The 11385-nt window shown below is 56.9% G+C and carries 14 protein-coding genes and 1 pseudogene; 11 read left to right on the plus strand and 4 right to left on the minus strand.

Features of this window, described 5'->3' with window-relative positions; translation table 11 throughout:
* Position 1 precedes the first annotated feature (1 nt).
* From HEQ18_RS01140 to tatC, 8 genes are all read left to right on the plus strand, one after another.
* Positions 2–634 (plus strand): SPOR domain-containing protein, encoded by a 633-nt coding sequence (locus tag HEQ18_RS01140; protein ID WP_397604435.1) that lies wholly within the window; start codon positions 2–4, stop codon positions 632–634.
* A gap of 276 nt (positions 635–910) precedes the next feature.
* On the plus strand, positions 911–1417 hold the full coding sequence (locus HEQ18_RS01145) for a DUF1993 domain-containing protein (protein WP_397604436.1): 507 nt from the start codon (positions 911–913) through the stop codon (positions 1415–1417).
* A 75-nt stretch (positions 1418–1492) separates the two neighbouring features.
* Positions 1493–2542 carry a beta-N-acetylhexosaminidase gene (gene nagZ, locus HEQ18_RS01150; RefSeq protein ID WP_397604437.1) on the plus strand — a complete coding sequence of 350 codons (1050 nt, stop codon included), beginning with the start codon at positions 1493–1495 and terminating at the stop codon, positions 2540–2542.
* 8 nt (positions 2543–2550) lie between these two features.
* Positions 2551–3333: a segregation and condensation protein A gene (locus tag HEQ18_RS01155; protein WP_432816022.1), complete on the plus strand. Its 783-nt coding sequence runs from the start codon at positions 2551–2553 to the stop codon at positions 3331–3333.
* Positions 3330–3935 carry an SMC-Scp complex subunit ScpB gene (scpB, locus tag HEQ18_RS01160; RefSeq protein ID WP_432815191.1) on the plus strand — a complete coding sequence of 202 codons (606 nt, stop codon included), beginning with the start codon at positions 3330–3332 and terminating at the stop codon, positions 3933–3935. The genes HEQ18_RS01155 and scpB overlap by 4 nt, the downstream gene beginning before the upstream one ends.
* A 64-nt stretch (positions 3936–3999) precedes the next feature.
* Complete coding sequence (locus HEQ18_RS01165) at positions 4000–4221, plus strand: twin-arginine translocase TatA/TatE family subunit (RefSeq protein WP_432815192.1); 222 nt, start codon at positions 4000–4002, stop codon at positions 4219–4221.
* A 47-nt stretch (positions 4222–4268) separates the two neighbouring features.
* On the plus strand, positions 4269–4601 hold the full coding sequence (gene tatB, locus HEQ18_RS01170; RefSeq protein ID WP_397604439.1) for a Sec-independent protein translocase protein TatB: 333 nt from the start codon (positions 4269–4271) through the stop codon (positions 4599–4601).
* A complete protein-coding gene (gene tatC, locus HEQ18_RS01175; protein ID WP_432815193.1) occupies positions 4598–5365 on the plus strand; it encodes a twin-arginine translocase subunit TatC in 768 nt (255 codons plus the stop codon). Before tatB ends, tatC begins: the two co-directional genes overlap by 4 nt.
* A 242-nt stretch (positions 5366–5607) precedes the next feature.
* Here tatC and HEQ18_RS01180 read toward each other — a convergent pair whose 3' ends face one another.
* The 3 genes and pseudogenes from HEQ18_RS01180 to HEQ18_RS01190 form a co-directional block, all read right to left on the minus strand.
* Positions 5608–5730 carry an entericidin A/B family lipoprotein gene (locus HEQ18_RS01180; RefSeq protein WP_125229934.1) on the minus strand — a complete coding sequence of 41 codons (123 nt, stop codon included), beginning with the start codon at positions 5728–5730 and terminating at the stop codon, positions 5608–5610.
* A 131-nt stretch (positions 5731–5861) separates the two neighbouring features.
* Positions 5862–7994 (minus strand): TonB-dependent receptor, encoded by a 2133-nt coding sequence (locus HEQ18_RS01185; RefSeq protein ID WP_432815194.1) that lies wholly within the window; start codon positions 7992–7994, stop codon positions 5862–5864.
* 123 nt (positions 7995–8117) lie between these two features.
* Positions 8118–8824: pseudogene (locus HEQ18_RS01190) on the minus strand (IS5 family transposase).
* Positions 8825–9008: 184 nt separating this feature from the next.
* Here HEQ18_RS01190 and HEQ18_RS01195 point away from each other — a divergent pair.
* The 3 genes from HEQ18_RS01195 to HEQ18_RS01205 are packed head-to-tail and all read left to right on the plus strand — an operon-like array spanning position 9009 to position 11160.
* Positions 9009–10001 carry a cysteine synthase A gene (locus tag HEQ18_RS01195; RefSeq protein ID WP_432815195.1) on the plus strand — a complete coding sequence of 331 codons (993 nt, stop codon included), beginning with the start codon at positions 9009–9011 and terminating at the stop codon, positions 9999–10001.
* Positions 10002–10031: 30 nt separating this feature from the next.
* A complete protein-coding gene (locus HEQ18_RS01200) occupies positions 10032–10319 on the plus strand; it encodes a hypothetical protein (RefSeq protein WP_432815196.1) in 288 nt (95 codons plus the stop codon).
* 10 nt (positions 10320–10329) lie between these two features.
* Positions 10330–11160, plus strand: coding sequence for a Gldg family protein (locus HEQ18_RS01205; RefSeq protein ID WP_432816023.1), 831 nt, complete (start codon positions 10330–10332; stop codon positions 11158–11160).
* A gap of 7 nt (positions 11161–11167) precedes the next feature.
* On the opposite strand, the gene HEQ18_RS01210 is transcribed toward HEQ18_RS01205, so the two are convergent.
* Complete coding sequence (locus HEQ18_RS01210; protein ID WP_432815197.1) at positions 11168–11320, minus strand: hypothetical protein; 153 nt, start codon at positions 11318–11320, stop codon at positions 11168–11170.
* Positions 11321–11385: the final 65 nt, after the last annotated feature.

Genomic DNA, 11385 nt, shown 5'->3' on the forward strand with positions numbered 1-11385 from the left:
GATGGACCGCAACAATGATGGACTGAACCTCGACGACAATGTTCGTCTGCCTTGGCTCGAACCCGCTGACGGCTATGCTGCAGAGGCGAATGGATCGCCCATGAGGGTCGCCTTGTTGGCAGTTGCTGGCTTTGTCTTGCTCGCGGCGATTGCCGGGGGCATTTATTGGTTTCAACCGGGCCAAGTGGGCGGACCAAATGGCAAGGGCGAACTGATCGTCGCGCCCAAGGGTAATTACAAGGAAAAGCCTGCGGATGCTGGCGGCAAAAGCTTCGAAGGTGAAGGCGACTCTGCCTTTGCCGCAAGCGAAGGGCAGAAAACTGGCGCCGTGCTCGCGGTTCCGCCCACTGGCACTGTCGCAGCGACCCCAACTGCAACCACTAGCGCGCCTGCAAATGCCGTCTTGGTGCAACTTGGCGCGTTCGGCGATTCCGCCAAGGCCGAAGCGGCATGGACCGGGTTAAACAAGCGCTTTGGCTTTTTGGCGGGCGTGAATCGCAAGATTGCCCAAGCCAATGTCGAAGGCGGGGGCAGGGTTTTCCGTCTGCAAGCCGTCACCGCCAATTCAACCGAAGCGCAGCAACTCTGCGCAAAACTGAAGGCTGCGGATGAGAATTGCTTGATTGTTCGGTAAAGCCTCCGTCGTCGTGCTGATCGGCTAAATAGGTGTTGGGGGATGAGACAGACAAATTTTTGACCATCGTCATGCTGAACTCGTTTCAGCATCTATCGTGCGGCAAACCCAGAATATGAGAGGCGAAATAGACCCTGAAACAAGTTCAGGGTGACGAAGTGGGGAAGGGGGCCGGCGTCACCATTCACTTCAACATAAAGACACCATCCCCCTTTTTCATGTTGAAGCGTTGCACATAGCAACGTACGCAGCGCCAAACTTCCTGAGGAAAAGAATATGCCTGCTTTATACGATGTTTCCATTCCTACCTTCATCCGCGGCTTGAAAAACCTGTCGAACATGCTTGAAAAGGGTAAGGCTTTTGCCGCTGAACAGGGCATGGATTTGGCTGCATTGCTCAATGCGCGACTGATCGACGACATGGCCCCGCTGACCAAGCAAGTGCAGATGACCACCGATACTGCAAAGTTTGTCGCGGTCCGCGTCGGCCAAGTTGAAAACCAGCCTTGGGCCGATGATGAAGCCAGCTATGACGATGTCCAAGCCCGTGTGGCCAAGGCCATATCCTTTCTACAAGCCGCATCGCCCGATGGTTTTGAGGCGCGCGAAGATGCAAAGGTCGTGCTGACCACGCCCAGCGGCGACATTCCCTTCACCGGCAGTGTCTATGTCCATGGCTTTGCCATCCCCAATTTCTTCTTTCATCTTAGCATGGCCTATGCGCTGTTGCGGATGAAGGGTGTGCCTCTGGGCAAGCTCGATTTCTTGGGCGCAATCCGGTAATTATACACAGCTAAAGCGCTACTTCCCGCCGCTCCATGCTTGCCTTGCGGCGGCGGCGGGCTTAGCGTTCACGACATGAAGCCGGTGATATTTGGCCTATCGGGCCTGACCCTGACAGATAATGAAAAACGCCTGTTTCGCGATGTCGAGCCAGCAGGCTATATTCTGTTCAAACGCAATATCGAAGATCGGGCGCAGGTCCGCGCGTTGACCGACAGCTTGCGGGCGTTGCATGGCCGCGACAACGTGCCCATCCTGATTGACCAAGAGGGCGGCCGTGTCGCGCGGATGCGTCCGCCGGTGTGGCCGGATTTCCCCGCTGGCGGTGCGTTCGACGCGCTGTATGACATCGCGCCCATTACCGCGATTGAGGCGGCACGTTGTAATGCAGAAGCCATTGCGCTCTCGTTGACCGAAGTCGGCATCAATGTCGATTGCTTGCCCGTCCTTGATGTTCGCGTGCCCGACACGCATTCGGCCATTGGCGACCGCGCCTTGGGCAGCGACCCGATGCGCGTGGCGGCGTTGGGCCGCGCGATCCTTGATGGTCTTGCCTTGGGCGGCGTCATCGGCGTCGTAAAGCATATGCCGGGGCAGGGCCGCGCTACTGTCGACACGCATCACGACTTGCCACATGTAACCGCAACCGAGGCCGATCTGGAACAAGACCTTGCCCCCTTCCGCGCGCTCAAAACCGCTGCGATGGGCATGACGGGCCATGTTGTCTATGACGTTTGGGACAATGCGCACACCGCCACCATGTCGCGCTTTGTCATTGATGATATCATCCGTCAGCGCGTCGGTTTCGACGGCCTGTTGATGAGCGACGATCTCGATATGAACGCGTTGCAAGGCGATGTTGCGAGCCGCGCTTTGGCCTGCGTACAGGCGGGCTGCGATCTTGCGCTCAATTGCTGGGGCCGCTTTGACGAGATGGTGGCGATAGCCAATAATCTGCCCGACATTACGCCTGCTGCCCGTGCGCGCCTTGACCGCGCGATGGCGCTGTCGCCTGTGCCGTTTGACGCCGACCGACTGGCGCATTTGCTGGACAAGCGTGACCAGTTGCTTGCCTTGGCCGACACTCAAGCGAAGCTGACAGGCGGGGCCACTGGCGCGGCATGACGGGGCCAATGCTCTTTGATGAGGCTTACGCCCTTCGCGACGAGAGCGCTGCCAGTGTCAAATTTGACCCTGATGTTCTGACCATTGATATTGACGGCTGGGAAGGTCCGTTGGACCTATTGCTCGCGCTCGCCCGCAATCAAAAGGTCGATTTGCGCCAATTGTCCATTCTCGCCTTGGTCGAACAATATCTGGTGTTCATTGATCGGGCATGTGCGCTGAAGCTTGAGCTCGCTGCCGATTATCTGGTGATGGCGGCGTGGTTGGCTTATCTCAAATCGGCCTTATTGCTGCCGAAGGATCCGACGATTGACCCGTCGCCGGAGGAACTTGCATTGCGCCTGCAATTGCGGCTGGAGCGGCTGAACGCCATGCGTGACAGCGGCGCGCGGTTGATGGCGCGCGACCGGGTTGGCCGTGATGTGTTCTTGCGCGGCACACCCGAAGGGTTGCGCGTGGTCAAAGCGCGGGCGTGGGAATGCGATTATTTTGAGCTAATCACCGCGTATGGCCAAATCAACGCGCGCACTGCGCCTGCGATGCACATCGTGAAAAAACGCCAGGTCATGACGTTGGAACAAGCGTTGGAGCGCGTATCTGCGATGATTGGCCGCGCGATTGACTGGACCGCGATTGAAGCGTTTTTGCCGCCGATGGCCGACCCGGCCTTGCGTAAATCGGCTTTGGCCTCCAGCTTTGTCGCCGCCTTGGAACTTGCCAAACGTGGGATCGCCGATTTGCAGCAAGAGGGGACCTTTGCGCCATTAATGGTGAGGAAAACGGTAAGATGATCGAAACCGACCCGGACCTGCGCGCGGTAGAGGCGACCTTGTTCGCCAGCGACCATCCCATGACCGCAGAGCAAATTCGCATTTATGTCGGTGACAGCGTCGATGTTGCGGCGGCGCTTACGCAATTATCCGAACATTATGAAGGCCGTGGCATTGAACTCGTCCAGCGCGGCAAGACCTGGCATTTCCAAACAGCCGCTGATCTGGCGCATTTGCTGCGCCGCGAACGCGAGGAAAGCCGCAAGCTCAGCCGCGCTGCGGTCGAAACGTTGGCGATCATCGCTTATCATGAACCCGTCAGCCGCGCCGAGATTGAGGCCATTCGCGGCGTGCAGATTTCAAAGGGCACGCTGGATGTCTTGATGGAGGCTGGATGGGTGCGCCCTGCTGGCCGCCGCGAAGTGCCGGGGCGCCCCCTGATTTACGCCACGACGCCCGGTTTTCTGACGCATTTCGGGCTTGCCAGCCGCAAGGATTTGCCGGGTATCGCGGATCTGAAAGCCGCCGGGTTGCTTGACCCGATTGATAGCGCAATGGGAGATATGCTATTTGCCGGCGAAGAAAGTGACGCCGAACTGGCAATTGACGAAAACAACGCCTAAATAGGTGAAGGACATGCGACATAGGGTTCGCAACATCCGGGGCGCGCCCCGTTAGGAGTTTGAAATGGGTGGTTTTAGCATCTGGCACTGGCTGATTGTTGGCATTTTGGTGTTGCTCTTGTTCGGCAAGGGCCGCTTTTCCGACATGATGGGCGACGTCGCCAAAGGCATTAAAAGCTTTAAAAAAGGTATGAGCGAAGAGGAGGAAGCGCCGAAGGCTCCGCCGCAAATTGGCGCAAATACCGTCGTTGACGCTGAAAAGCAGACTGACAAGACTCAAGGCTAAGCCATTGACAGCGCGGCATCACTCGCCCTCGATGTCGGGGGCCTGACGTGTTTGATATCGCGTCATCCGAACTCTTGCTTGTCGTCCTTGTGGCGCTTTTGGTCATTGGGCCAAAGGATTTGCCAAAGGCATTGCGTGTTGTCGGCAAATGGGTGGGCAAGGCGCGCGGTGTTGCGGCGCATTTCCGGTCAGGCTTTGACGAAATGGTGCGCCAGTCGGAAATCGAAGAGCTGGAGAAAAAGTGGAAGGCCGAAAATGAGCGCATCATGCGCGCGCACCCGGCCGATCCACGCGCAGACGTTGTCGGTGATGACTCTGCAACGCCTATAGCAGAAACGGCCGTTGACACGCCGCCAACCGAAACGGCGGCCAAGATATGAGCGAAATTGACGATAGCAAAATGCCCTTGCTCGATCATTTGATTGAGCTGCGCAGCCGTCTGCTCTGGAGCTTTTTGGCGCTCGCCATCGCCTTTGGCATCAGCCTGTATTTCGCACGGCCGATCTTCGGCTTTCTCGTGCAGCCTTTGCTCGCATCGGGCCAGACGAAACTGATTTACACCGCGATATTCGAGGCATTTTTTGTCGAGATTAAGGTCGCGTTTTTTGCCGCTACCTTTTTTTCCTTTCCGGTGTTCGCAACGCAATTATGGCGCTTCGTTGCGCCCGGCCTCTACAGCAAAGAAAAGAGGGCATTTCTGCCATTCTTGCTCGCAACGCCCGTCTTGTTCATCATCGGCGCGTCGATGGCTTATTATATGGCGATCCCCGTCGCGCTGGAATATTTGCTTGGCTTTGGCGGCAATGTCGGCGGTGTCGAGCAACAGGCGCTTCCGGGTGTCGACAATTATCTGAATTTTGTGATGAAATTCATCTTCGGCTTTGGCATTTCGTTCCTGCTGCCGGTGTTGCTGATGCTGCTGGAACGCGCCGGGATCGTCACGCTGGAACAGCTTAAGAGCGCACGACGCTATGCGATTGTTGGCGCCTTCGCCATCGCCGCCGTCCTCACGCCGCCCGATGTCGTGTCGCAATTGCTGCTCGCGATCCCCTTGTGCATATTATACGAGCTTGCCCTCATCGCGATCTGGTTCACCCGCCGCCGCCGTAAAAAGGCTGAGGCCGCTGAAGCTGCCGTGTTGTAGGTTTTACAACGCAGCCGTCGTCCTTGGTCTTTTTGCCATCTCCACAAAGTCACCCTCATCCCCCACGTCACCCTGAACTTGTTTCAGGGTCCATCGTGCAGCACGCCCATAGCTAGAACGGATAAATGGACCCTGAAACAAGTTCAGGGTGACGGTAGGTTGCTCAGCATGACTCTGAATGCCCAAACCAAAAGGGCCGGAAGTTCCCCTCCAGCCCTCACGTAACTTCAACAGACCATCTGTCACGTAGCGCGATCGCCCGCTTCGCCGACGGATTCAATGTCTTCGCCCACGCCCTTAACGGTGTTGCAGGCCGCTGCCAGCAATGAGGCTGAGAGCAGGATGATCGTTGCAATTTTGCGCATGATATTCTCCAAGATCTTGGCCCAAAAATTAGACCTAGCTGGCTAACCTGCCGATCGCGCGAAGGTTCCGTTTATAGGGTGCGATCACTGGCGCGCACTCTTGGCGGTGTTGCATGAGCAATATCGGATGATCAGAAGCTCAAGCGTGCTGTCACCCGGAAATCACGACCGGTCAAGGGGACGAAATCCTTGGTAAAGGACGCGGCACGACGGGCGGTTACGTCGAAGATATTGTTCGCCGACGCAATCAACGCAATGTTGCGATCTCGCCCGAAGGGCCGCCAGGTCGCCGAAGCATTGACCAAAGTGAAACCGTCAGTTGGCGTCTCAAATGTCGCGGTCTTTGTTTGATCGTTGCTCCATTCAACCTCACCGCGCAGGTCAAAGCTTGCATTGGTCAACTCAACGCCGCCGAGCAAACGCAAGGGCGGGATGCGCGGGGCATTGCCGCCACCGGACGAGATTTTGGCGCGTGTGTAATCCGCAACGCCATCGACCGACAGATTGGAACTGCCAAAGCTGGCGAGGCGTTTGGACGCCTGAAATTCCACGCCCCAAACCTTGGCGTCATTTTGGAAATATTGGAATACGGGCAAATCGTCTTCGATGTTGCCAGTTTCGGCCTCATAAATGAAATTGTCGAAGCGGTTGGTGTATAGTGTTGCGCTGAACGCGGTCCCCGGCGTGTCATACCGGGCGTAGAGCTCGCCATTCCAAGCGCGCTCACTTTTCAGATCAGGGTCGCCTATTTCGAAGGCCTGCGTTGCGATATGCGGTCCGTTGGAGAATAATTCCTCCACCGCTGGCGCACGGCCCGTCCGCGAAATATTCGCGCCGATCTTCAAATCGCCAATATGGTAGCCAAGGCCAAGTGCTGCGGAGACATTGTTGAACGAGCGCGTTAAGCCCAAAGTGTCGGCGCGCAATTCTGCCGTGTCGAACCGCACAGCGACTTCGGCGTCCAGATTGCCTTTGGTATATTCCTGCAAGGTGAACAGGCCATATTGGCGCGTCTTGTTGGGCGGGACGAAGGCTTCTGCACCAATCGCTTCGAAATCCCGGGTCTGATATTGGACGCCGCTTGCCCCGCGCCAACCGTTACGGTCATTCTGCACAAATTCGGCCCGCGCCTCAATGCCTTGGCTATTGAATATAGTGCCGATTTCGTCGCCTTCAAATTCGGTATGGGTATAATCGGCATAGCCCGCGCGCAGGCGCAGCTTTTCAAACAAGCCGTCGCCCAAATTGACTTCACCGCGAAAGTCGAGGCGATATTGACGCAAGCCAATGGTGACAGGTGCTTCCTCTGTGGTTTCTTCGCCCGCATGCGCATGTGATGCGCCGGGGCGGGCAGGGATGCCATAATTGGTGTCGTAAATGCTGTAAGACACGCCAAGATTGCCGCCGTCGTCGATAAACGCGATGCCACCGCCGGCGGTCCATGTTGTTACTGCGCTATTGGCAATGCGGCCGCGCTGGTTAGCAAGTTCGGTTGCTTCGGCTGCTTCTTCCAGATTGCCTTCGCTGGTTTCCTCGGCAGCGAAGTCGAGGACCTCAGCGCGTAAATTGGGGGACAGGACATAGCCGCCGGTACGCAGATCATCGCTGTTGCGGTAACTGCCGTCGAGATGAACGATGACCCGATCCGTGATTGGCATATCAATCGACGCGCCGCCGGACCAGTCGCCTGCGGCACTGCCATATCCGGCCAGCGCATCGATGTGGATGGCTTCATCCGGGATGGACCTTGGTATCCTTTTGTCGAGCGCATTGACCGCGCCGCCCACGGCTTGGCCGCCGAACAAGAGGACGGCTGGCCCGCGCAACACCTCAATCCGCTCGACCGTCAACGTGTCGATGGTGACCGCATGGTCCGCTGACGTGTTGGAGGCGTCGATATTGCCAATGCCGTCGGTAAGGACGGCAACGCGGTTCCCTTGGTAACCACGCAGCACGGGCCGCGATGCGCCGGGGGAGAAGCTCGTCGCCGAAACGCCGGGCAGGCTGGTTAGTATGTCGCCCAATTGCGCGCGGGTTTTTTCGGCGAGCACTTCGCCGGAAATCGCCGACGTGCCGGAAAGAATGTCGAGGCGTTCAACGAACGGCGCGGTAACGACGATGTCGTCGGACCCGTGAAAGTCGTCGGGCTGTATACGCGCTTCGGTCGAAGCCGAGTTGCTTTGCTGCGCATAAGCGGGCGCGGCCAATGCTAGCGACAATGCGGAAGCGCTTGCGGATATCGCAAGAAGTGGGGCAGTTTTCATGAGGGAACGTCATCCATAAGAGCGGGATATTGAGCAAAGCGTTAGGCGCAATGATATACTATAACAACACTCGAAATGCTTTTTGTGATGATATCCGCCTTTGGCCCGTATATTGCCCTGACCCTAGGTCACAGACTCATTATGTCTCAACCAGATCCGGATTGATGCGAGTTGGACAGATGCGAGATAATTATCGTCTCTTTGATCGTATCGCGTGGCAACTGCTCTGAAGTGCTTGAGTTTATTAAAGAAGCGCTCGACGAGGTTGCGTTGCTTATAGAGGAGGTGACTAAATACCGGTTTGATCACGCGTTGCGGCATGGCGCGGATATTGGCCCTGGCACCGCGCGCCTCCATTTCGGCGCGCAACGCATCGGAGTCATAAGCCCGGTCGGCGAGCAGGATATCCCCTTTGCCGACGGTATCGAACATGTCTACTGCACTGCGACCATCGGCGGCTTGCCCTTCGGTCAGCTTGAGCATGATCGGCATGCCCATCGCATCGACCAGTGCATGTATCTTGGTGGTCAGGCCGCCACGCGAGTGACCCATGCAACGGGATCGCTGGTCTTTTTTTTACCATTGGCTCCATGTTGATGAACCCGGATCGAGGACGAGTCGATCATCTGGATATCGCCTTCGTAAGCCACGGAAACTGCATCCAATATATGCTTCCACACACCAGCTCTGCGCCAGCGGTTGAACCGGTTCACACAGGTCGTATACGGACCGTATCGCGCCGGAATATCCGCCCAAGGCGCGCCAGTGCGTAACCGCCAGAATATCCCGTTCAAAACCCGCCGATCATCAACCCGCTTCACGCCACGCACCTTGGTCGGCAACAAAGGCTGGATCACCAACCACTCGAAATCTGTCAAATCAAACCGTGCCATCAACTTCTCCCTTTCAGGAAAAGCATTGAATCAGATATCAATCACTTTGGGAATCTAATTTATGAGTATGTGACCTAGACCATCTTGCGATTGGCCATGAACGCGCCTAGCTATCGGCGGTATGAACACGCTCGGCTCAACACTTGATTTGATTGGCAACACCCCGCTCGTCCGCCTGAAAGGGCCAAGCGAGGAAGCCGGATGCGATATCTTTGGCAAATGCGAATATGTGAACCCCGGTGCGTCGGTAAAGGACCGCGCCGCGCTTTACATCGTCCGCGACGCCGAACGGCAGGGCCTGTTGAAGCCCGGCGGGACAATCGTCGAGGGTACGGCTGGTAACACGGGCATTGGCCTTGCTTTGGTGTGCAATGCGCTTGGGTATAAGACGATCATCGTCATGCCTGAAACGCAGAGTCAGGAGAAAAAGGACACGCTGCGCGCTTTGGGTGCAGAACTCGTGCTTGTTCCAGCCGCGCCTTATGCGAACCCGGGGCATTTCGTGCACACATCACGCCGGCTGGCGGAGGAGACCGAAAATGCCGTCTGGGCAAACCAGTTCGACAATATTGCCAACCGCCGCGCGCATATTGAAACGACTGCCGAAGAAATCTGGACGCAGATGGACGGCAAGATTGACGGATTCATCTGCGCCGCTGGCACGGGCGGGACGATCGCTGGCGTCGGGCTTGGGCTAAAGGCAAAGGATGAGGGCGTCATCATCGCTCTGGCCGATCCGCATGGTGCGGCGCTCTATAACTATTATTCCTGCGGCGAATTAAGCGCGGAAGGCAGCTCTGTCGCTGAAGGCATTGGGCAGGGACGTATCACCGCCAATCTCGACGGCGCGCCCATTGATGCGCAATTCCGCATTTCCGATGAGGAGGGCCTTGTCTGGGTCCGGCGGCTTTTGGCAGAGGAGGGGCTCTGCCTTGGGCTATCTTCGGGAATCAACGTCGCAGGCGCCGTCGCGCTGGCAAAACATCTGGGGCCGGGTAAGCGTATCGTGACGATATTGTGTGATACGGGCTTTCGCTATTTGTCCACCATTTATAATCCGGCGTGGATGCGCAGCAAAAATCTGCCCGTGATGCCGTGGCAGCAAGACAGCTAAAAGCCATATTGGGGTTTAAGGAGAACGCAGATGGTCGAACAAAAGCAATCCGCAATTCAGCGTATTCAGGTAGGACTGGTCGGGCTCGTCGTCGTGCTTTTGTTCGTGACATTGGCCAATATGGTCTTGGACCGGGTGAGTGACGGGCCACAAACAGGCGGCGTCCCTGAAACTGCACCCCTGACAGTGAACAAGGACGCGACGCCGGATGAACCGCTGGCGGAGCTGGGCGTTACGCCGGTGGCCAAGGAGACCGACGCCGAAAGAGCCGCCAAGGATGCAGTGCAAACGCCGCGTTCATCCGCGCCCGCTCGGTGACATTTGCTTGGTGATTGATAGATTGGCCCAGTTCGGCAGCAGAAAGTGGCTGCTTGTCGCTTTGTTGGCCGCATTTGCGCTTTTGCTTTTGCTCGCTGGCTTTGCAACTAGGGGTCCAGCAGACAGTCGGCCAAAGCCGCCCTTGGGGCTGATCACTACGCTGCCGCTGGTATGGAGCGAGGGGGGTATTGAGGCGGATCTGGCCAAGGACGCCGCCCCGCATCCCGCCTTTACGCGTCTCAGCGTGCATTATGACATCACGCCCATCGACGATCTGGAGGCTTGGGCGTCAAAGCCCAAGCACATGCTTCTGCTCGCGCAACCGCGGGCCTTTGCTCCAAGCGAACTGGCCTGGATCGACAACTGGGTTCGGCAAGGTGGCCTTGTGTTGATACTTGCGGACCCCGCTTTGCAATGGGGAAGCCTTTACCCCTTGGGCGATAAACGGCGTCCGTTGTTTACATCGATGCTGTCGCCCTTGTTAAACTATTGGGGGGTGGAGCTGGTCTTGCCGCTTGAGGACGAGGGGCCTGCTTCCCTGCGCAAGATTGGCGCGTTCAATATCCGGACGGTAACACCTGGGGAATGGCTGCCTAAACACAGCACTGCCAAGAACCGCTGCGCAATATTGGCGAAAGGCCTTTTGGCGGATTGCCGGATTGGCAAAGGGCGCGCCATTCTTTTGGCCGATGCCGATTTTCTCGATGCCGCCTTTTGGGAAGGGCGGGGGATGCGGATACTCACCGGCAAGGATGAATTTGCCAATATAGCCCTGCTGCAAGCGCTTTTGGCAGCTCTGCAAGGCAATAAGGGGCTGGACGGGGATTTTGTGGGAAAATGAAGGACGATCAGAAAAATGGTGCCGCAATCACCCGAAAAGCCGCCGATTTTGGCGCTTTGGGCACCATAAAATCGCTTCCATTATCCCACCTATATTTGGAGCGATGTATAAGAAGTAACGGAATTCCGGCATTTTGCCAAAAATGAGATAGTTTTTCCATAAAATCCCTCTTTTCATCCATGAAATCCCTTGCTATGCACAGTCATCAAGGGGTGGATTCCTGAT

This window comes from Sphingorhabdus sp., assembly GCF_050921905.1.
Lineage (GTDB): Bacteria > Pseudomonadota > Alphaproteobacteria > Sphingomonadales > Sphingomonadaceae > Sphingorhabdus_B.